Source organism: Limobrevibacterium gyesilva (assembly GCF_025989185.1).
Classification (GTDB): domain Bacteria; phylum Pseudomonadota; class Alphaproteobacteria; order Acetobacterales; family Acetobacteraceae; genus Limobrevibacterium; species Limobrevibacterium gyesilva.
In genome coordinates this window covers 18,724-39,339 of the sequence record NZ_JAPDNT010000037.1, presented here as the reverse complement: position 1 = coordinate 39,339, position 20,616 = coordinate 18,724, and the positions used below count along the sequence as shown (strand labels likewise).

Annotated in this window: 21 protein-coding genes; 11 read left to right on the top strand and 10 right to left on the bottom strand. The window is 69.6% G+C overall.

Annotated features, from left to right (window positions below; genetic code table 11):
- On the bottom strand, window positions 1–1,716 hold a 1,716-nt coding region (locus OL599_RS23095), incomplete at its 3' end, for an ABC transporter ATP-binding protein/permease (protein WP_264716403.1).
- 14 nt (window positions 1,717–1,730) lie between these two features.
- Window positions 1,731–3,236: a S10 family peptidase gene (locus OL599_RS23090; protein WP_264716402.1), complete on the bottom strand. Its 1,506-nt coding sequence runs from the start codon at window positions 3,234–3,236 to the stop codon at window positions 1,731–1,733.
- 136 nt (window positions 3,237–3,372) lie between these two features.
- On the opposite strand from OL599_RS23090, the gene OL599_RS23085 reads away from it, so the two are divergent.
- Window positions 3,373–3,702 carry an SUEL-type lectin domain-containing protein gene (locus OL599_RS23085; RefSeq protein WP_264716401.1) on the top strand — a complete coding sequence of 110 codons (330 nt, stop codon included), beginning with the start codon at window positions 3,373–3,375 and terminating at the stop codon, window positions 3,700–3,702.
- A 43-nt stretch (window positions 3,703–3,745) separates the two neighbouring features.
- Here the strand turns inward: OL599_RS23085 and OL599_RS23080 are convergent, their stop codons facing one another.
- Both OL599_RS23080 and OL599_RS23075 read right to left on the bottom strand, forming a co-directional pair.
- On the bottom strand, window positions 3,746–4,288 hold the full coding sequence (locus OL599_RS23080) for a carboxymuconolactone decarboxylase family protein (protein WP_264716400.1): 543 nt from the start codon (window positions 4,286–4,288) through the stop codon (window positions 3,746–3,748).
- A gap of 51 nt (window positions 4,289–4,339) precedes the next feature.
- A complete protein-coding gene (locus OL599_RS23075) occupies window positions 4,340–4,894 on the bottom strand; it encodes a peroxiredoxin (RefSeq protein ID WP_264716399.1) in 555 nt (184 codons plus the stop codon).
- A 132-nt stretch (window positions 4,895–5,026) separates the two neighbouring features.
- Here OL599_RS23075 and OL599_RS23070 point away from each other — a divergent pair, with 132 nt between their 5' ends.
- Complete coding sequence (locus OL599_RS23070; protein ID WP_264716398.1) at window positions 5,027–5,974, top strand: hydrogen peroxide-inducible genes activator; 948 nt, start codon at window positions 5,027–5,029, stop codon at window positions 5,972–5,974.
- A 92-nt stretch (window positions 5,975–6,066) separates the two neighbouring features.
- A complete protein-coding gene (locus OL599_RS23065; RefSeq protein WP_264716397.1) occupies window positions 6,067–6,627 on the top strand; it encodes a hypothetical protein in 561 nt (186 codons plus the stop codon).
- On the opposite strand, the gene OL599_RS23060 is transcribed toward OL599_RS23065, so the two are convergent.
- On the bottom strand, window positions 6,607–7,032 hold the full coding sequence (locus OL599_RS23060; protein ID WP_264716396.1) for a hypothetical protein: 426 nt from the start codon (window positions 7,030–7,032) through the stop codon (window positions 6,607–6,609). The genes OL599_RS23065 and OL599_RS23060 overlap by 21 nt on opposite strands.
- Before the next feature lie 78 nt (window positions 7,033–7,110).
- Here OL599_RS23060 and OL599_RS23055 point away from each other — a divergent pair, with 78 nt between their 5' ends.
- The 7 genes from OL599_RS23055 (at window position 7,111) to OL599_RS23025 (ending at window position 13,435) form a co-directional block, all read left to right on the top strand.
- Complete coding sequence (locus OL599_RS23055) at window positions 7,111–7,443, top strand: cupin domain-containing protein (RefSeq protein WP_264716395.1); 333 nt, start codon at window positions 7,111–7,113, stop codon at window positions 7,441–7,443.
- A gap of 55 nt (window positions 7,444–7,498) precedes the next feature.
- Entirely contained in the window at window positions 7,499–8,401 is a 903-nt protein-coding gene (locus tag OL599_RS23050; RefSeq protein WP_264716394.1) for a methyltransferase domain-containing protein, read from the top strand.
- A gap of 92 nt (window positions 8,402–8,493) precedes the next feature.
- Window positions 8,494–8,619 carry a type B 50S ribosomal protein L36 gene (gene ykgO, locus OL599_RS23045; RefSeq protein ID WP_264716393.1) on the top strand — a complete coding sequence of 42 codons (126 nt, stop codon included), beginning with the start codon at window positions 8,494–8,496 and terminating at the stop codon, window positions 8,617–8,619.
- Window positions 8,620–8,799: 180 nt separating this feature from the next.
- Window positions 8,800–10,245 (top strand): FAD-linked oxidase C-terminal domain-containing protein, encoded by a 1,446-nt coding sequence (locus OL599_RS23040; protein ID WP_264716392.1) that lies wholly within the window; start codon window positions 8,800–8,802, stop codon window positions 10,243–10,245.
- Window positions 10,242–11,462 carry an FAD-binding protein gene (locus OL599_RS23035; protein WP_264716391.1) on the top strand — a complete coding sequence of 407 codons (1,221 nt, stop codon included), beginning with the start codon at window positions 10,242–10,244 and terminating at the stop codon, window positions 11,460–11,462. The genes OL599_RS23040 and OL599_RS23035 overlap by 4 nt, the downstream gene beginning before the upstream one ends.
- A 7-nt stretch (window positions 11,463–11,469) precedes the next feature.
- The gene (gene glcF / locus OL599_RS23030; protein ID WP_264716390.1) at window positions 11,470–12,801 is read left to right on the top strand and encodes a glycolate oxidase subunit GlcF; all 1,332 of its coding nucleotides are present in this window, start codon (window positions 11,470–11,472) and stop codon (window positions 12,799–12,801) included.
- Between the two features lie 37 nt (window positions 12,802–12,838).
- A complete protein-coding gene (locus OL599_RS23025; protein ID WP_264716389.1) occupies window positions 12,839–13,435 on the top strand; it encodes a tetratricopeptide repeat protein in 597 nt (198 codons plus the stop codon).
- Between the two features lie 15 nt (window positions 13,436–13,450).
- Here OL599_RS23025 and OL599_RS23020 read toward each other — a convergent pair whose 3' ends face one another.
- Both OL599_RS23020 and OL599_RS23015 read right to left on the bottom strand, forming a co-directional pair.
- The gene (locus OL599_RS23020) at window positions 13,451–14,227 is read right to left on the bottom strand and encodes a hypothetical protein (RefSeq protein WP_264716388.1); all 777 of its coding nucleotides are present in this window, start codon (window positions 14,225–14,227) and stop codon (window positions 13,451–13,453) included.
- A 12-nt stretch (window positions 14,228–14,239) separates the two neighbouring features.
- Window positions 14,240–15,310, bottom strand: a complete 1,071-nt coding sequence (locus OL599_RS23015; protein WP_264716387.1) for a GSCFA domain-containing protein — start codon at window positions 15,308–15,310, stop codon at window positions 14,240–14,242.
- Between the two features lie 308 nt (window positions 15,311–15,618).
- On the opposite strand from OL599_RS23015, the gene OL599_RS23010 reads away from it, so the two are divergent.
- On the top strand, window positions 15,619–17,178 hold the full coding sequence (locus OL599_RS23010; protein ID WP_264716386.1) for a glycosyltransferase family 2 protein: 1,560 nt from the start codon (window positions 15,619–15,621) through the stop codon (window positions 17,176–17,178).
- Between the two features lie 53 nt (window positions 17,179–17,231).
- Here OL599_RS23010 and OL599_RS23005 read toward each other — a convergent pair whose 3' ends face one another.
- The 3 genes from OL599_RS23005 to OL599_RS22995 are packed head-to-tail and all read right to left on the bottom strand — an operon-like array spanning window position 17,232 to window position 20,599.
- Complete coding sequence (locus OL599_RS23005) at window positions 17,232–18,659, bottom strand: peptidoglycan -binding protein (RefSeq protein ID WP_264716385.1); 1,428 nt, start codon at window positions 18,657–18,659, stop codon at window positions 17,232–17,234.
- 6 nt (window positions 18,660–18,665) lie between these two features.
- Window positions 18,666–19,817 (bottom strand): flagellar motor protein MotA, encoded by a 1,152-nt coding sequence (locus OL599_RS23000; protein ID WP_264716384.1) that lies wholly within the window; start codon window positions 19,815–19,817, stop codon window positions 18,666–18,668.
- Entirely contained in the window at window positions 19,814–20,599 is a 786-nt protein-coding gene (locus OL599_RS22995; protein ID WP_264716382.1) for an OmpA family protein, read from the bottom strand. Before OL599_RS22995 ends, OL599_RS23000 begins: the two co-directional genes overlap by 4 nt.
- Between the last annotated feature and the right edge of the window lie 17 nt (window positions 20,600–20,616).

The window sequence follows — 20,616 nt, the reverse complement described above, 5'->3', positions numbered from 1 at the left end:
GGCGCCGAGCACGATGCGCCGCGCGTGGAAGGCGGCGACGGTCGGGCGGTGCGCGATCGAGACGATGGTGGTGTGCGGCAGGCGGTCGCGCAGCAGGGTGTAGATCTCGGCTTCGGAGTCCGGATCGAGGCTGGCCGTGGCTTCGTCAAGGAACAGCCAGTCGGGGGCGGCCAGCAGCGCGCGGGCGACCGCGAGGCGTTGCTGCTCGCCGCCTGACAGGCGCTGTGCCCACGGCTCCTCCTGGTCCAGCCTGGCTTCGAGATGGCCGAGCCCGGCGGCGTGCAGGGCCTCGCGCACCACTTCGTCCGGGTGCGCGTCGATCGGGCCGGGATAGGTGACGGCGCGGCGCAGCGTGCCGAGCGGGATATAGGGCCGCTGCGGCAGGAACAGCGAGGTGGCGGCGGGGCGGCGCACCTGCCCGGTGCCGAACGGCCAGATGCCGGCCAGTGCCCGGAACAGCGTGGACTTGCCCAGGCCCGAGCGGCCGCCGATCGCCACCGACTGGCCGGCGGCGAAGGCCAGATCCTGGCCCTGCAACAGCGGCCGTCCGTCCGGCAGGTGCAGCGCCACGTCGCGCAATTCGTAGCCGGGGCCTGCGGATTCGACGACCTGAACGCCGGGGGACGCGGCGCGGGCGGCGGCGATGGCGGCGCTGAAGGCGGACAGACGCTCGACGGTGGCCCGCCAATCCGCCAGCGACGTGTATGCGTGCACGAACCACGCCAACGCGCCCTCGACGCTGCGGAACGACCCGGTGGTCTGCATCAGCCCGCCCAGTGCGATCTCGCCGGCGAAGTAGCGCGGGGCGGCGACCACGATCGGGAAGATCACCGCGACTTGGTCGAAGCCCGCCACCAGGCCGTTGACCAGCTTGGTGCGATCCATGATCTGGTGGAAATTGGCGATGACCGCGCGGAAGCGTTGCGACGCCGTGTGGCGTTCCTCGGCCTCGCCGGCGTAGAGCGCGATGCCTTCCAGGTTCTCGCGCATGCGCGCGAGGCCGAAGCGGAAATCCGCTTCCACCCGCTGCTGGCGGAAGTTCAGCGCCGCCAGCGGCCGGCCCACCAGATGCGTGAGGGCGGAGCCAAGGGCGGCATACAGCAGCGCCACCCACACCATGTAGCCGGGAATCGTGAGGCCCAGCAGCTCGATCGGCCCGGACAGCGTCCACAGAATGGTCACGAAGCTGCACAGCGTGACGATGCTCGACAGCAGGCCAAGGCTGAGGGAGAGCGTGTCGGTGGTGAAGTTCCTGAGGTCGTCGGCGATGCGCTGGTCCGGGTTGTCGGTGCCGTAGCCGTTGCCGGCGTCGGCGGCCAGCGACATGCGCCAGTAGGCGCGGTCGGAGAGCCATTCGTGCATCAGCCGCTCGGTCAGCCAGCGACGCCAGCGGATGCGCAGCCACTGGTTGAGGTAGGTGCGGTAGACGGCGACCAGGATGTAGACGGCGGCGATGCCGCAGAAGCCCGGCATGATGCCGCTTTCGGTACGCTTGTAGAACAGCAGCAGGTCGATGAAGCTGTGCCAGTCCTTCTGCTGGAGCGCGTCGTAGAAGGCGCGGTTCCAGTAGCTGAGCACCACGCTCATGCCGACCAGCGCCAGGCTCATGGTGACGATCGCCGCCAGCAGGATGCGGGCGGACCAGCGCTCCTCGGATTTGAAATAGGGCAAAGCGAGCCGCCAGGCATCGCGCAGGAAGGGGCCAAGGCCGCGCATGGATGGGGGGTTCCTTATCGGGGGGCGTAGAGCGGCGCGGCCGCGCCGCGGAAGGCCGCGCGGGAGTCGTCGCGGGAATAGAACATGTGCCCGCCGGGGTAGACGACGAACTGGATGCGGTCGGCGCCGGTCGAGAGGGGGATCTGGTCGAGCAGCATCTTGGTGGCGAAATACGGCGCCGTCAGGTCGAACAGGCCGTGCGCGACCAGCACGTGCAGCCGCGGGTCCAGGGCCAGCGCGGTGCGCAGGGCGCTGACGGCTTCGGGCCGGACGCGGCCGGCGCCCCAGTCCCATTGCCGGTTGGCCGTGCCGTTGGCGAGCTCGTACTGCCCGTCCGGCTGCCAGTTCAGCCGGCGCGCATAGATATCCAGCATGGCGCTGGTGAAGGGGGCGGCGAGCGCGTCCGTTGTCGGTTCGGGATACGTGCTCTCGACCGACAACGGAAACGGGTTCGGCATCGTCACGGTGGCGTCGTAGGAGCTGCCGACGCGCTCGGTGTCGCGGTTGCGCTCGCGCAGGAACTCGTAGCTCGTCACGTGGCTGTGGCGACGGCGCACGAGTTCGGGGTCGAGGCCGGTCAGCGCGGCGACGCGGGCGACGCGGCGTTCGATCGCGGCCGGGTCGCGTTCGCCGCGGACGAGATCGACCAGGTAGTCGCTGGCGGCATAGGCCTCGACATCGGCGAGCGACTCGCGGGTGACGGGACCCTGCTTCGCGCGCATCGCGGCGGCCATGGTCGGCAGGTATGTGGCCCAGGCAACCGGGTCGAAGGCGGTGCTGCGGCCGCCGAAATCCAGCACCGGCGAGACCAGCACGAGGCCGCTGATGCCCACGCCCTGGGCGCTGGACAGGGCGCGCACGAGGCGCGGCCCGCGGAAGCCGCTGTAGCTTTCGCCGACGAGGAATTTCGGCGAGGCCAGGCGGCGGTTCTGGTCAAGCCAGCGGCGGATGGTTTCGGCCAGGCTGTCGATGTCGCCGCGGATCGACCACAGCCGCTTGCGCACGTCCTCGCCGCCGGCGAGGAAGCGGCTGTAGCCGGTGCCGACGGGATCGATGAACACGAGGTCGGTGAAGTCGAGCCAGGTGAGGGCGTTCGGCTCGGCGACGGCCGGCGCCGAAGGGGCGGCGGCTTGCGCATCCATCTTCATCCGCCACGGCCCGAGCAGGCCCAGATGCAGCCATGTCGAAGCCGCGCCGGGCCCGCCGTTGATGGCGAATGTCACCGGGCGCGTCTGCGGGTCGGCGCCTTCGAGCTGATAGGCGATATAGGCAATGGCCGCCTGCGGCGTGCCCTGCGCCGTGGCCAGCGTGACGCTGCCGGCGGTGGCGGTGAAGCGCAGGGTGCGGTCCGGCAGGTCCAGCGTGTGCCGGGTGGTGGCGTCCGGTGGCAGGCGGGCGGCGGTTGCTGGCGCGGCGGCAGAGGCCGGCTGCGGGGGCGGCGCCTGGGCGCGCGCACCGCCCGCCAGCAGGCAGGCGGCGAGAAGCGGCAGCAGCTGGATCGGGATTCGGCGCGGGAACATGGCGCTCTCCGGAGGGAATGGGCCGGCGAGGATACCGCAACCGCGGTGGCGCAATTCAGTGATGTATTTCCATGCGGTGAGCGCCGCGGCATCACGATATCCTGAGGCGGTGGCGCAGGCATGGCGGGAGACGCGAATGGGCGCGGAGTGGGTGCTGGCTGCCCTGATGGCCGCCCAGCTGGCGGTGCCGGCGGGCCAGATCAGGATTCTCGACGCGGTCTACGGCGATGCGGCGCGTGGCCGCCTGTGCGACGCCACGCTGGCGGTGGAGCAGCAATGCGACGAGCGCGAGTCCTGCCTGATCTCGGTGACCAACGGGATCTGCGGCGACCCCGCCTACGGCCTGGCGAAGCGGCTGCACGTCGCCTTCAAATGCGGCCGCGCGCCGGCCCAGCTTCTGGTCGCGGCAGAAGGCAGCGTGATCCGGCTGTCCTGCGCGGCGCAGGCGGCGCGGCCGGGTAGCTGACCGGCCGCGCCGCCTTGTCGCTTCACAGGGGCACGCCGCCGTGTCAGGCAGACTGCGCGGTTTCCAGCGCGGCCTCGCCGTCCAGTGTCGCGGCCACGGCGTGCACCACCGCGGCGATGCGCACGGCCGCCTGCACCTGCTCCTGGGTGAGGCCGGCGTTGCGGACGACCTTCTCGTGGCTTTCCATGCACATGCCGCAGCCGTTCACGGCCGAGACGGCCAGCGACCACAGCTCGAAATCGGCCTTTTCCACGCCAGGCCGCGCCATCACGCTCATGCGCAGGCGGGCCGGCATGTTCGGGTAGTCGCCGCCCACCATGTGGGTGAAGCGGTAATAGACGTTGTTCATGCCCATGATCGCGGCGGCGGCCTTGGCCGCGGCCAGCGCTTCGGCACTGAGCTGCGGCGCGAACTCGGCCACGATCGCGCGGGTCACCTCGGCGTTGCGGGACGCAAGCGCGCTGGCGACGAACACGCCGGCGCGCTGCTGGGTGCTGAGGGCCGGCTCCGTGGCCAGCGAGCCCAGGTTCAGCTTCAGGTCCTTGGCGTAGTCGGGCAGGCGGGTCTTCAGGGTCTCGATGGACATCGGGATCTCCTTGAAAGCGGCCGGCCCCGTCGCCGGGGCCGGCCTTCGTCGTCAGGCGGCGGGGCGCAGGAACTCTTCGCCCTTGTTCCAGTTGCACGGGCACAGCTCGTCGCTCTGCAGCGCGTCCAGCACGCGCAGCACCTCGGCGGGGTTGCGGCCGACCGACAGGTCGTTGACGGAGGCGAAGCGCACGATGCCGTCGGGATCGACCAGGAAGGTCGCGCGCAGGGCCACGCCTTCGGTCTTCGACAGCACGCCGCACGCCGTCGACAGCTCGCGCTTGATGTCGGCCAGCATCGGGATCGACAGGTTGCGCAGGTCGTCGTGGTGCAGGCGCCAGTTCAGGTGCACGAACTCACTGTCGGTGGACACGCCGTAGACCACGGTGTCGCGGTCGGCGAAGTCGCCGGCGAGCTTGGCGAAGGCCACGATCTCGGTCGGGCAGACGAAGGTGAAGTCCTTCGGCCAGAAGAAGACGAGCTTCCACTTGCCCGCATCGGTGGCGTTGGAGATCTCGGTGAAGGCGGAATCGAGCTTGAGGCCCTCGGCGCCGCCTTTGACGGCGGTGAGCTTGAAGCTGGGGAAGGTGTCGCCAATCGTAAGCATGTCCGGGTCGTCTCCTGGTTGTCGGGAGGAAGGTGGGTGAGTGCTGCCATGCGCCCGCCGCAGTGATTGATATCGCAGTGCACCATCATTTATGCCAATGAATAATTTCATTCAGATTGATCGAGACAGTCGATGGTTCCGCTCCCGACCCCGCAGCAGCTTCGCTATCTGCTGGCGCTTGCCGAGCACATGCATTTCGGCCGGGCCGCGGAGGCCTGCGCGGTGACGCAATCCACTTTGTCGGCGGGAATCCTGGCGCTGGAGCGCCAGCTCGACGCGCGCATCCTCGACCGCGACGCCGGCAAGCGGGTGGTGTTCACCACGCTCGGGCGGGAGCTGGTCGGCCGGGCGCGCGCAGCCATGTCGGCGCTGGCGGCGGTGGTGGAGACGGCCGACGCCGCGCGCGCGCCGATGGCCGGGCCGCTGCGGCTGGGCGTGATCCCGACCGTCGGGCCGTTCCTGCTGCCGCGCATGATGCCGGCGCTGCGCGCGGCCTTCCCCCGGCTGCGCCTGTTCCTGCGCGAGGACACCACGGAGCGGCTGCTGGAACGGTTGCGCGGCGGCAGTCTCGACGTGGCGCTGCTGGCGCTGCCGTGCGCCTGTGCGGGGTCGGATACGCTGGCGGTGGTGCGCGACGATTTCGTGGCCGCTCTGCCCGCCGGGCATGCGCTCGCGGCGCTGCCGGTGGTGCCGGCCGCCGCCCTGGCCAGCGAACGGCTGCTGCTGCTGGAAGACGGCCACTGCCTGCGCGATCAGGCGCTCGACGCGTGCGGCTTCGCGCGCGGCGAGATGCCCGGGGACGCCACGGACGACTTCGCCGCGACCAGCCTGCACACGCTGGTGCAGATGGTGGCCGGTGGGCTGGGCGTGACCCTGCTGCCGCGCCTGGCGGTCGAGGCCGGCATCGCCGAGGGTGCGGACATCGCGCTGCGCGAGCTGTCCGGCGCCGGCGCCTGGCGCACGCTGGGCCTGGCATGGCGCCCGAACACGCCGCGCGCCGCCGAGTACCGGGCCCTGGCGCCGGTGCTGGCGCGGGCCGGCGCGGCGGTGGCGCGGGCGCAAGAGGTGCCGGGCGGATAGCCGATGTTCCCAGGCCGCAGGTTGCCAGCGGGTGCGAAATGTTCGAGACAGCCCGGCGCGCGCCTGGTGCCGCGATAGCCTGGATGGAAGCAATGCCGCCGACCGGCCTGGGGGACACGCTCCCCGTCCTCAGAGACGTGCTGCAGATCGCGTCGAGCATTGCCGTGATTCTGGTGGCGATCATGGCCTGGCTGGCGTTGCGCGGCACGCGGACGGGCAACCGGGTGCAGCTCGACATCGATCTGCAGGTGCTGGATGTCGGCGGGTCCGGCGAGCTGGTCGGCGAGCTGCAGATCGCGCTGCAGAACCTGGGCATGCGGCAGCAGAAGCTGTCCAACCTGTTCATCGAGGTGCGGCCCTCCCGCCATGTCAGTACCGCCGGCGGCGCGATGGTGCCGGTGACCAATGTGGTCACGGAGGAGGACTACCCGCTGATGCTGGCCCCGGGCGTGCGCCAGTTGCTGACCTGGACGTTCGAGATCCCGCGCGACGAGCGGCTGCTGCGCGCCACCGCGGTGATCAACACCGGCAAATGGCTGGGGGCGAACACGGTCACGACCCTGTCGCAGAAGCATTTCTGGAATTTCGGCCCGACCGTGCGCTATGCCTCCCGCGTGTTCGACGTGTCGCCGTCACCGTTCCGCAGGTTCTGAGGGACCCGTCTTGCGCGCGCTGACGCCGACGATGGCCGCGCCGAACACCGCCGCCATCACCGTCGCGATGCAGATCAGCCAACGCAGGCGAATGGCGGTCGCCTCCGCCTCGGCCAGGAGGCGCTGATGCATGGCCAGACGCTCCTGCGCGATCCTGGCCGCCATGTCGCCCTGCGGCGGCAACAGGGCATCAGCGCTGTCGCCCAGCCGCGGGCGCAGCTGCTCCAGCGCCGCCGCCGCATCGGGGCCGCTCGCGGCCACCAGCGCCGCGTCGAGGGCCGCGTCGCGGGCCACGGCGCGCTGCAGGGGCAGGGGGGCGGCGAAGGTCGCGAACAGGCCGGTCAGCCCCACCACGGCGAAGGCCATGGCCAGGAAGGCAATCCAGGTGCCATCGACCTTCCGCATCTGCGTCCTCCATTTGCGGCGCCCACATCGCCCCCCAAGGGCCTGCCGTCAAGCTGCGGGCATGCTAGCGTGGCGGGCATGAGCAAGTACCTCTTCCCCGCCGCCGACCATCCGATCCGGCAGGCCAGCCCGCGGCTGCGCCTGCGCGAGGCCGTCACCGGCTTCGGCATCGCTTTGCGCTACCAGGAACGCGCGCCCGATCCGCCGGACGCGCCCGAGGGCGCCTGGTGCGAGACCGGCCACTCGATCTTCATCCTGTCCGGCCGCATCCGCTACCGCTTCGACGACCACGTGGCCGAGGCCGGGCCGGGCGACATGCTGCACATCCCCGCCGGGCGCGCGCATCGCCACAAGCCGACTGTGATCGGCGACGAGCCGGTCCGCTATGTGCTGACCGAGTTCGGCGAGTAGGAATGACTTAACGCCATCCGGTCACGCTGCGCCCTCCCGGGTCGTGGGCGGAAACATGCGTCTGGATGGGCTGCGCAACATCTTCAGCCGGAGCCGGCAGGCGCCGGTGGTCGGGGCTGCTCCGGGCACTGCGGCGATGGCCGGCCGGCAAGGCGGGGCGGCGCCATCTGCCCCGGTCGCCGCCGTCGTCTCGCCCTGGGACGACCAGCGCCTGGCCGTGGCCGAGGCATTATGGGGCGAGGGCTTCCTGGCGCCCGGCGGCGCCGAGGAAGTTCTGCGGCTGGCGGTGCCGCTGGGGCTGTCCGCGGCCTCCTCGCTGCTGCTGCTGGGCGCCGGCGCCGGCGGGCCGGCGCGAGTGCTCGCGGCAGAGCTGGGCGTGTGGGTGTCCACCTGCGATGCCGACCCCGTTCTGGTCGACCTGGCCGCCCGGCGCATCCAGCGGGCCGGGGCGGCGCTGGCCAAGCGGGCCTCGGTGGCCGCGTGGAACCCCGTTGCTCCACAGTTCCGGCGCCATGGCTTCCATCACGCGCTTGCCGCCGATGCGCTGCACCTGGGCGAGCCGGCAGCCGTGCTGGCGGCGCTGGCCGCGGCCATCAAGCCCGGTGGGCAGATGATGCTGGTGGAGCTGGTGGCCGATTCGCCGCTCGACATGGCGGACGGCGCGGTCGCCGCCTGGTGCCGGCTGGAGCGCCGGCATGCGGCCCTGCCCTCCGAGGCGCAGGTGACGACGGCGCTGGCCCGGCTGGGATTCGAGGTTCGGGTGGTCGAGGACCAGTCGCGCCGCCATATCCGCCAGGCGATCCAGGGCTGGAACGGGCTGATCCGCACGCTGAGCGGGACTCGGCCGTCGCAGGCCTATGCCGTGTCGCTGGTGGCCGAAGCGGAGCTATGGATGCGCCGCATCCGGTTGCTGCGGGACGGCCGCATTCGGCTGGTGCGGTGGCATGCGACCGCGTGAGCGGCTGGTCCGCGGGTGGGTCGGCTTGACAGGGACGGCCTGCGCCTCTAACCACCGCGGCTCATTTTCGGCGCATGCAAGGCCTTAGTATCATGAAGATCCGCAATAGCCTGAAGTCGGCAAAGACCCGCGACAAGAATTGCCGCGTGGTGCGCCGCCATGGCCGTGTCTACGTCATCAACAAGAAGAACCCCCGGATGAAGGCCCGCCAGGGCTGAATCCGGCGGCCTTTCGGGGCCGTGCCTGCCCGACGGCGGCGCAAGGTTTGCCTGATGCACGCATGAACAACGCCCCGGAGATGCTTCTCCGGGGCGCTGTGCGTCTTGCCGCGGCTGCGGATCGGTCTCACATTCGCTGCTAGCAACGACGCGACACGCACGAACCAGGGAGGCGTTCGGATGATCGCCCAACCGGAGCCCAAGAAGGACGTTCTCGCCCGGCGCGATGCCATCGTGGCTGGCCTGCGCGCCTTGCTGCCGCCCGACGGCGTGATCGCCGAGCCGCTGCGGCTGAAGCCCTACGAGACCGACGGCCTGTCCGCCTATCGCCAGGTGCCGCTGGTCGTGGTGCTGCCCGAGACCACCGAGCAGGTGGCCGCGGTGATGGCGTTCTGCCACCGCGAGGGCGTGCGCGTGGTGCCGCGCGGCGCCGGCACCAGCCTGTCCGGCGGCGCGCTGCCGATGGCGGACGCGGTGGTGCTGGGCCTGATGCGCATGAACCGCATCCTGGACATCGACTACGCCGACCGCTGCGCAGTGGTGCAGGCGGGGGTCACCAATATCGGCATCACCCAGGCGGTGCAGGAGCGCGGCTTCTTCTACGCGCCCGATCCGTCCAGCCAGCTCGCCTGCATGATCGGCGGCAACGTCAACATGAATTCCGGCGGCGCGCATTGCCTGCGCTACGGGGTGACCGCGAACAACCTGCTGGGGCTGCGGGTCGTGACCGTCGAGGGCGAGGTGCTGGACATCGGCGGCGCGCACATGGACGCCGCCGGCTATGACTGGCTGGGCCTGCTGACCGGCAGCGAAGGCCAGCTTGCCGTGGTGACGGAGGTGACGGTGCGCATCCTGCGCGGGCCCGAAGGCGCGCGCGCCATGCTGGCCGCGTTCAGGTCGAACGAGATCGCCGGCGCCTGTGTGGATTCGATCATCGCCTCCGGCATCATCCCGGTGGCGCTGGAGTTCATGGACCGCCCGGCCATCCATGCCTGCGAGGCCTTCGCCCATGCCGGCTATCCGCTCGATGCCGAGGCGATGCTGATCATCGAGGTCGAGGGCAGCCCGGCCGAGCAGGACGACCTGCTGGGGCGGATCAAGGATATATGCAACCGCTACGACCCGATCAGCCTGAAAGTGTCGCAGTCGGCCGAGGAGTCCGCGGCGATCTGGAAGGGCCGCAAGGGGGCGTTCGGGGCGGTGGGGCGCATCAGCCCCGACTATCTGTGCATGGACGGCACCATCCCCACCAGCCGTCTGCCCGAGGTGCTCGGCCGCATCGGCGCGATGAGCGCGGAATACGGCCTGCAGGTGGCCAACATCTTCCATGCCGGCGACGGCAACCTGCATCCTCTCATCATGTTCGACGCCAACGACCCCGAGAGCTTCCGCAAGGCCGAGCATTTCGGCGCCGACATCCTGCGGCTGTGCGTGGAGGTGGGCGGCTGCCTGACCGGCGAGCACGGCGTGGGAGTGGAAAAGCGCGACCTGATGGGCGTGCAGTTCACCGAGATCGAGCTGGACCAGCAGCGCCGCATCAAGTCGGCCTTCGACCCCGGCTGGCTGCTGAACCCGTCCAAGGTGTTCCCGCTGAAGGCGCCGCCGGCGTTGACGCAGGCCGCATGAGCGAGACCGACACGGCGTGGCTGACGCCGGGCGACGAAGCCGGAATTGCGGAGGCGATCACCGCCGCCCATGCCTCGGGCAAACCGGTGCTGGTGTGCGGCAATGCCAGCAAGTCCGGCCTGCTGCGCCCGGTTCAGGCGGCGGCCACGTTGTCCACGCGGGCGCTGTCGGGCATCACGCTGTATTCGCCGCAGGAGCTGATCATCTCCGCCCGCGCGGGAACGAAGCTGGCCGACGTCGCCGCCGCGGTGGCCGGGAAGGGCCAATATATCATCGCGGAACCGCCTGATTTTTCGGCTCTTCTTGGTTCAGGCGCCGAACCGACGCTGGGCGGCGTGGTGGCTGCCAACCTGTCCGGTCCGCGCCGCGTGGCCTGGGGCGCGATGCGCGACCACGTGATGGGAGTCCGCGCCGTGAGCGGCATGGGCGAGACCATCCATTCGGGCGGGCGGGTGCTGAAGAATGTCACCGGGCTCGATATCTGCAAGCTGCTGACGGGCAGCTACGGCACGCTGGCGGTGATCACCGAGGTGACGCTGAAGGTGCTGCCGGCGCCGGAGCGGCGGGCCACGCTGGTGCTGACGGGGCTCGACCCGATGCGCGGCGTGGCGGCGCTGTCGGCGGCACTCGGCTCGCCGTATGCCGTGTCGGCCGCCGCGCACCTGCCGGCGGAGCAGGCCGCGCGCGTGCCGGTGCTGGCCTGGTTCGGCGGCGCGGTGACGTTGGCGCGGATCGAGGATTTTGCCCCGTCCGTCACCTATCGCACGGAGCGGCTGCGCGCCGACCTCGCCGCGTTCGGGCTGGCGGAGATGCTGGACAACGGCGCCAGCGAGGCGGCCTGGACGGCGGTGCGCGATGCCGCGCCCCTGGTCGATTCGCCTGGTGCCGTGTGGCGCGTGTCCGTGCGCCCGTCGGCGGGGCCGGCGGTGACGCGTGCGGTGGAGCAGGCGTTCGGGGCGCGCTGGTACATGGATTGGGGCGGCGGGCTGGTGTGGATCGCCGGCCCGGCGAGCGAGGCCGCGCATGACGCGGTGGCCGCCGCCGCGCGCCAGTCCGGCGGCACCTGGACGCTGGTGCGCGCGCCGGAGGCCATGCGCGCCGCCGTGGCGGTGATTCCGCCCGAGCCGGCGGCGCTGGCGCGCATCTCCGCCCGGGTGAAGGCCGCCTTCGACCCCAAGGGTATCCTGAATCCCGGCCGCATGTTCGCCGGCTTGTAGGCTGTCAATGCAGACAAATTTCACCGCCGAGCAGCTTCGCGACCCCGACACCGCCGCGTCCAACCAGGTGCTGCGGACCTGCGTGCATTGCGGCTTCTGCACCGCCACCTGTCCGACCTTCGTGCTGCTGGGCGACGAGCTCGACAGCCCGCGCGGCCGCATCTACCTGATCAAGGACATGCTGGAGACCGGCCGCCCCGCCACCGAAGAGGTGGTGCGCCACGTGGACCGCTGCCTGTCCTGCCTCGCCTGCATGACCACCTGCCCGTCCGGCGTGAACTACATGCACCTGGTCGATCACGCCCGGACCTATATCGAGCGGACCTATCGCCGGCCCTGGCACGACCGGGCGCTGCGCTGGGTGCTGGCGCAGGTGCTGCCGCGGCCCGGGCTGATGCGGGTGGCGCTGTACGGTGCGCGGCTGGCTCGTCCAGTGGTGCGGCTGCTGCCCCAGGAGGGGGTGGCCTTCAAGCGCCTGCGCGCGCTGCTGACGCTCGCGCCGGCGCGGGTGCCTCCGCCCAGCCAGGTGGAGACGCCGCAAGTGCATCGTGCCATCGGCGCCCGCCGCGGCCGGGTGGCGCTGCTGGCCGGTTGCGCCCAGCAGGTGCTGGACCCCGCCATCAACGAAGCCACGATCCGCCTGTTGACGCGGCTGGGCGTGGAGGTGGTGGTGGCCAAGGGCGCCGGCTGCTGCGGCGCGCTGACGCACCACATGGGCCGCCATGACCCCGCCATGGCCAGCGCGCGCGCCAATATCGCCGCCTGGAGCCGCGAGCTGGAGGGGGAGGGGCTGGACGCCATCGTCATCAACACCTCCGGCTGCGGCACCACGGTGAAGGATTACGGCTTCATGTTCCGCACCGAGCCGGCGCCGTGGCAGGAGCGGGCGGAGCGCGTGTCGGCGCTGGCCCTGGACATCAGCCAGTACCTGACCCGCCTGGGCTACGCGCCGACCCGCGAGGCGCCTGGCCTGACTGTCGCCTATCATTCCGCCTGCAGCCTGCAGCATGGCCAGCAGGTGACGAGCGAGCCGAAAGCGCTGCTGCGCAAGGCCGGCTTCGCGGTGGTGGAACCCGCCGAGGGGCATTTGTGCTGCGGCTCGGCCGGCACCTACAACCTGATGCAGCCGGAGATCGCCGGGCGGCTGAAGGAGCGCAAGCTCGCCAATCTCAACGCGACGCGGCCGGATCTGGTGGCGGCCGGCAATATCGGCTGCATCACCCAGCTTTCCGGCAGCGGGCTGGCGATGCTGCACACGGTGCAATTGCTGGACTGGATGGCCGGCGGACCGGAGCCTGAGGCGGTGGCCGCCCGGCGCCGGGAGAAGGGCGCGGTTTGACTTGAACTTTGCCGGGTCCGGGCGCCACCATGCGGCCATGCGCCGCCTCGTGCTGCCGTTCCTGCTGATCGCAGCCCCGGTCTGGGCCCAGACCCCGCCCGCGCCGCCGCGCGCGGACCAGCCCCGCCAGGACCAGGCGCGTCCTGACCCGCGCAAGCCCGAGCTCGACACCATGATCGCGGCGTTGAAGCTGGCCCCCAATGAGGAGACGGCGGCGGCGCTGGAGCAGCGCATCCGCCAGATCTGGATGCAATCCGGCTCGCCGGCGGCGACGCTGCTGATGGGCCGGGGCATGCGCGACCTCGGCAACGACGCCGACGAGGAGGCGCTGGACGACTTCGACGCGGTGCTGGCGCTGGAGCCCAACCTGCCGGACGCCTATTACCGCCGCGGCCTGGCCCGCTTCGCCTTGGGCGATTATTCCGGGGCGCTTGCGGATATCGAGGAGACGCTGAAGCGCGAGCCGCGGCACTTCGCGGCGCTGCAGAGCCTGTCGCGCATCGCCGAGGCCCGCGAGGATTTCCGCGGCGCCCTGGCCGCGTGGAAAAAGGCGCTGGAGCTGAGCCCGAAGACGCCGGACGGCGAGGAGCGGCTGAAGCTGCTGACGCGCAAGGCGCTGGGCGAGAACGCCTGAGCGGCGGGGTGGCGCCTATTGCCCGGCGGCGGCCATTTGGCAGCTGAGCGATTCAACGACGGGGAATGCTTGCTGCATCATGATCTGGCCATAATCCGCGTTGGCGTGGTGCGGATCGTCTTCGGGGATGCCTGCGCGGAATTCCGCTTTGATGAACCCATCCTCTCCGATCACTTCCCGGGGCGGATGAATGCAATCAATCCCGGCCTGCCGCAGAATGCCTGAAATACGCGTGCGGTATGCGCGATCGACCTGCACGATGATTTCGGGTGCAATGCCATAGAGCGACATGCAGTTGTGCAGGCGATAGGGCGGCGGCGCCGCGACAACGAAGAACGGTATCTCCAGCGATTGCATGGCGCGGTAGAACGCAACGATGTACTGCGAATCCTGGTCGATTATGGCGTTAAGCACATCGCTGGAGACCGGCTGCCCTGGCAGATTTGCCGACAGGTCCCAGGGCACGTGGCGGGTCCATTGCGGGTCGCGGAACACCCTTGCCGTGTGCAACCCCATGCTCAGACCGAACACCACCCCCTCCTGCCGCGCTATGGCATCGAGCCGCAAGTCCCTGCCGAGATTCGCCGCAAATTCCGGATGGGTGAAGCGAATAGTGGCTTCGTGCAGTTCGAAGAACGAGTGGGAAAAATGGAAGCCGTTGCCGAGGTAGGAAAATTCAAATGCGATGTTGGCGGGCAGGGATCCGCCCAGCCTGCGCATGCGTCTGTGCGCCGATATCAACGCGCCGACATGCGAGTCGCCGATCATCAGGACACGGACATGACCGTTCATCGCAATTTGACTTCAAGCCGCGTTGTGGGTGTCGAGCAGCATTTCGTCGCAGATCACGTCGTCCTCGTGCATCGGTGGTGCGGTCGCTTGTGCCGGCCCGCCGGTGGTGGCTGGGGCCCGGGCACCGGAGGATGCTGGCGGCGTGTGCTGGTCGAAGAAATGCCGCATAACGTATTCCACGCCGCCCGCGACAACCGCACGCATGTTCGGGGCGAAGAAAAACCCGCGCTGGGTCGGCGAGGCAATCAGTTCGTAGGACGGGAAGTAATCGATCAGTTCGTCCTGGGCGAGTTCGCCGGCCACAGCGCGCAGGACGGATTTGGAATAGGTCGTGGCGACCATGACATGGCTGCTGGTGGCGGTTGCGGTCAGCGGCACAGGTGAGACGGTGAACAGGAAGCGAATGCCGGGGTTTATGGCACGCCAGCGCTGAATGAGCATGCTCATATCGGCGATGATTTCGGAAAACCCGAAATTGACGAACTGGTACTCCGTGTCCGAAAAAGTTCCGGCGGCTGTTCCGGGGCACAGCGGATAGACAGCGCCATCGCGGCGCGACATCCAGGCCTCTGTCAGGCCGAACGTGAAGACGAATACGTCCGCTTTCTCGAACATCGTTCGCACGCTGGCCAGATGGCCTTGGCGCATTGCCAGCAATTCTTCGATGGAGCCGAATCCGTCTGGTTCGATCGTGGGCCGGAAGGCATCATGAAATCGGTCGCCCCGCATCCAGATGTGGTCAACCGGCTCGAACTCGGCAAAGGCACGCTCGAACAATTGGCGCATCTGCCGGGCGGTGTAGATGTTTCCGAAGCGGCCGGAGTAGATGCCGTAGCCATAGCGGCCGTGCTCCGCGGCTGGCAATAATGCCGGCGGCGGCTCGACGTCGAGGTATCTGAAGCCACTTCGTTTCAGCCTGTTGCCGATATGCTGGGCGAAGCAGCTTCCTGCCGATCCGATAAGGTCATTCTCCGATATCGTGAATTTCTTGCGATATAAGTCGCGAAATTCCAGCGGGCTAAGATTTGCGACACCCGTGCGCCAGAAGGATCGCGGGGGTTGCGAGTCATAGGGGGTCGGCATACGCGCATTGCCTCTTGATGCTGCCGCAACGTACAGCGTGCGGCAATTCGCTGTCCAGCCCGGCGGGAAGGCGAGAGGGTAGGCGCATCGCCGTGTTATGCCCGCCGGATATGTGAAAGAGGCGGAGGCGCTTTGGCGCCGCCGATACGTTCCTGAACGCGGCGGTCGCGAAATTCCCTGGCTCGCGTGAGCTCGGGCTCGCCCATGCGGACTCGGCAACGAGCAGGGGCGATACGGCGGTCGCGCTGCGACGCTGGCAGTCTTTCTGCGAGCGGTTCCCCGCCGATGCCGACGGAGAAACCGGGGTCGTGCAGGCCCTGCTGGAACTCGAACGTCTCGATGAGGCGGAAGCGGTGCTGCAGGCGGCCGCGCAGCGCATCGAGCGACATCCGCAGTTGCTGTATCTCTGGTCACGCCTCGCAACATTGCGCCGCGACTGGCCTGAGGCGCTTGCCCGCTGGCACCTGTACTGCGAACGCTTCCCGCGTGAGACACGGTATTCCCCGGGCATGGCCGAGGGCTTACTGGCGAAAAGCCGCGCCACCCCAGGTGGATTGGCCGAGGCTGCCGCCTGCCTTGCCGCGACGATCCGTGGCGCACCGGGCTGGGAACTGGTGCCCCGGTTCGCCGACTACCTTCTGCATGAGGACGTCCCGTTGCCGGCGACTGCCGGCAATCTTCCGACGGATGCCGACTATGTCGAGATCCTCGTGCAGTTGCGGGAGATGGTTGACTGGAAGACGTGCACCCTTCGTCCGGGCGCGACGCGGCGACAGATGGTCAGCCCGGTTGCCGCCCATCTGACCGGCAAGCACGCCTGGAGCGCGGTGGCCTTGTTCACGCATCTGGCGTTGTCGCGGATCCGCCCGACCCGGAAGGCGGCCGTGGTGGTGACCATGCGCGACGAGGGGATCACCATCCTGGAGTGGGTGGCCCACTACCGTGCGCTTGGTTTCGAGGGATTGTTCGTCTATACCAACAACAACAGCGACGGATCCGAAGAACTGCTGCGGACGCTGAGCGCGCAGGGCATCGTAACCCTTATCGAGAACAGCGTCGGCGGCGGCGTGAAGCCGCAGCGCAAGGCCTACGACCATTCCGTGTTCTGCCTGCCCGAACTGCGCGATTACGAATGGGCCCTCTACTGCGACTCCGACGAATTCCTTGTGATTTCCGATGCTTTCGCAGGACGGATCGGCAATGTCGTGGACGCGGTTGGCGCCAGGTTCCCTGAGCGCCGCCCATCGGCCATCTGCTACACGTGGCGCTGGTATGTCTCGAATTTCGACGTATCGCGGACGACGGGCCTGCTGCTGGAGCGTTTCCGGCACGCCATGCCGCATGGGCTGTTCAAGAGCATGGTTCGGATGCCCGACCTGTTCTCGATGCGTGAGGTGCATTATCCGGAGGCCGCAGAAGGCGGCTTCTTCGTCGATCCCGCCATGAACGTCATTGCCGAAAGCCTGGGCGACGACAAAAAGGCGATGTGGAAATACGCGAACAGCGCCTATGTCGGCGGACAGCTGAATCACTACTGGTGCAAGTCGTTCGAGGAGTTCCTTATCAAGCGGCGCCGCGGCGACGGCCGTCAGGCGCCGGCAAGTCATTACGATCAGATCGGAAGCCACGAGATCGGCCTGTTCTTCAAGCCGCACAACAACGCCTGCGCCACGGACGAGAATTTCGCGCCGCCGCCGCCCGACCTGCTGGCCCGCGTTCATGCGGAGTTGCGCATGCTGCGTTCGCTGCCGGGGATCACCGCGGCCGAGACGGAAGTCGAAGCCAGATACGCGCAACGCATGCAAGCGCTGGGCGGAACCGAGGCGGTTCGGGAAATCTGGGAGCGTGGGCGGCAGGCAGCCGAATAGGAACGGCGCTGCACTGAACGCGGCAAAGCCGCGCGCGCGTTGCTGGCCGCCCTTCAGCGATCCGTCAGCCGGATCTCGATGCGCCGGTTTTTCGCGTAGGCTTCCGGGGTATCGCCGTTGTCCAGTGGCTGGTTGTCGCCGAAGCCGGTGGCGGCGAGGCGGCTGGCCGGCACGCCTTCGGCGATCAGCAGCTTCACCACCGTGATCGCGCGGCTGGCCGACAGCTCCCAGTTCGACGGGAAGCGGGCGCTCTGCACCGGCTGGTGGTCGGCGTGGCCGTCCACGCGCAGGATCCAGTTCACGTCGGACGGGATCTCCTTCGAGACGTCGAGCAGCGTCGCCGCCAGCGCCTTCACCTGCTCCCAGCCGGCCACCGTCAGGTCGGCGCTGCCCACGGGGAACAGCACCTCGCTCTGGAACACGAAGCGGTCGCCCACCACCTGGATGCCCGGGCGGTTGGCCAGCACGGCGCGCAGCTTGCCGAAGAAGTCGCTGCGGTAGCGCTGCAACTCCTCCACCTTCTGCGCCAGCGCCGCATTCAGGCGCGAGCCCAGGTTGGCGATCTGCGTATCCTTGTCCTTGCCGGACTTCTCCGATGCCTCCAGCGCCGCGGCCACGCTGGCGAGCTGGGCGCGCATTTCCTCCACCTGGCGGTTCAGCAGCGCGATCTGGGCGCGGGCGCTCTCGCCCAGCTTCTGCTCCTCGGCCAGCTGCGCGGCGACGGCGGCGCGCTTCTGCTCGTCGGTCATGGCCCGCGCGGCGGCGTCGCGCACCTGCTGCTCCAGCTCGTCGCGCAAGGCGGTCAGGGCGCGCATCTGCTCGGCCATCTTCGCGAGGTCCGACAGCCGGGCCTCGATGGTGGCGCGGTCGGCCTGCACCGTGCGGTCCAGCTCCGCGGCCTGGCGCTGCATCTCTTCCAGCCGGGACTGCGCTGCGGTGAGCTGCCGGCGCGTGTCGGTCAACTGGGCGGCCGTGCTCGCGGCGTCCTGGCCCACCGCGTCGGTGCGTTTGGCGGCATCGGCGAGTTGTGCCTGCAGCTGCTCGGCCCGGGACTGCGCCGATTGCACCTGCAGATCGGAATCGGCCAGCCGCGCCGCCAGCCGATCGCGGTCCGTCTTCAGGGCGTCGCGGTCGGCGGCCAGGCGGGTCTGCTCGGCGCGCAAGGCCGCAAGCTGCTGGCTCAGCGTGTCGCGCGCCGTGGTCGCGGTCTGCAACTCGCGGTTCAGCTGCGCGATCGACAGGCGCAGCTCGGAGGCGCGGCCGCGTTCCAGCGACAGCATGTCCGACATCTCCGCCATCTGCCGGTTCAGCCGATCGAGCGCGCGGTCGCGGCCGGACAGGGCCACCGACAGGAAGGCTTGCGCCAGCACGAACACCAGCAGCACGAAGATGATGACCATCAGCAGCGTGGACAGCGCGTCCACGTAGCCGGGCCAGGCGTTCAGGCTCTCTCCGTTGGTTCCGCGACGGCGCAGCGCCATGGCGTGCTACCTTGGCTGTTCTTCGGCGAGTGCGGCGATGGTTCGGGTCAGCACCTTGATCTCGTTGCGCAGCTCCGCCGTGGTCTGGGCGCGGCCCTGCTCGTTCTCCGTCAGCAGGCGCTGCATGTAGATCTCGATGTTGCGCAGATGGGCGCGGGCCACGTCGTCGCCGTCGCGCACCTCGCCCAGGCGCTGCAAAGCGGGGGTCAGGGCCTGATGGCTCTCGGCGATGCGCAGCATCAGGTGCTGGCTGGTGCGCATCGTGTCGGTGAGCGTCGCCAGCCGCTCGGTCAGGGCCAGCATGGCCTCGTTGTTGCCGCGCCGGTCGTCCTCGCCGCGCATCAGCGTGCGCTGCAGGGTTTCCATGTTCTCGGCGGTCTGCTCCAGCAGGGCCTGCACGTAGACGGGCACGGAGCCGCCTTCGCCCTCGCCGCCGAGCACGCCCGAGGACAGGCGGGTGAGGCCGGCCAGCCACTCTTCCAGCTCGTTGAAGAAGCGGTTCTGCGCCTGGCCCGCGGTCAGGTCGAGGAAGCCCAGCACCAGGGCGCCGGCGAGGCCGAGCATGGAGCACGAGAACGCCGTGCCCATGCCCTTCAGCGGCTGCGCGAGGCCGGACTTCAACTGCTCGAACAGCGCGTTGATGTCGCCAGAGCCCACCGACATGCCGGTGATCACGTCGCCGACCGAGTGCACGGTCAGCAGCAGGCCCCAGAACGTGCCGAGCAGGCCGAGGAAGATCAGCAATCCGACCATGTAGCGCGACAGCTCGCGGCTCTCGTCGAGGCGGCTGGCGATGCTGTCGAGCAGCGAGCGCATGGCCGGGGCGGAGATGGTGAAGCGCTCCTGGCCCTCGCGGCCCTTGCCGCCACGCGAGGCGAGCATGCTGGCCATCGGCGCGAGCAGTTTCGGCGCGGGCAGGGCGGCGAGGCGGTTGCGGGCCTTCTGGAACGTCTCCAGCCAGGTCACTTCCGGCGTCAGGCGCGTCACCTGGCGGATGTTCCAGGCGATGCCCAGCAGTTCCACCAGCACGATCAGGCTGTTCAGCACCGGGTTGGCGGCGAAGGCGGCCAGCAGCGCATCCGACAGCAGCGCCACGACCACGATCACCGCGGCCAGGAACGCCAGCATGCGGAACAGGTAATGTGTCGGTCGCGTCATGGGGCGGGCCTTGCCTGCGGGGTGGGCGGCGGTGCGGAGCCGGATGCGGGCGTGGCCTTTGCCTTCGCCGCGACGCCGTCGACGGTGAGGTCGACACGGTCGGGCGGCCCGTCGGCGACGGCAGGCGTGCCGGAGCCCAGCGCCTTCACGTAGATGCGCATGGACGCGACGCCCTCGCCGATCAGCAGGCTGCGCACGGCCAGCCCCCGCGCCAGCGACAGGCGCCGCGCGGCCGACGCATCTTCCGGCACGCCAGCGGCGAAGCTGGTGACCGTGAACGTCGCGACGTCCGGGGGGGTGCTGTTGGTGGCAGCCCAGTGGGCGATTCCGCGGATGGCGCCGACGGTGGCCGGGTTGAGGTCCGAGCGAGCGGTGCCGAAGGTCACCCGGATGCCGTCCGGGATCGGCGATGCGACGCCCGGCGCGTCATCCGCGACCGCGGCCGGCACGGGGGCGAGCGTGGGGCGCACGGGGACGGCGACCGGCGGCGGGATCACCGGCAGCGGCGGCGGCGCCGGCGGCACCACGGGCATCGGCGGGGAGGGAGGCTGCGGCGCCTGTGTCTGTGCGGCCGGCGGCTTGGCCGGCGTCGCCGGCCGCGTCGTGGTGGGCCGGGGGGCGGGCCTGGTGGCCGGGCGCCTGGCCTCGTCCGCCTGGTCGGCGGCAGTGCCCGGCGGCGTCAGCTGGTCGAGCGCCTTCGGGTTGACCGTCACCTGCGCGGCCGCGGGGCCGCAGGCGATCACCAGCAGCAGACCGGCGAGAAGGGGATAAGAATTTTGCATGCGCGAACGCACCCTAG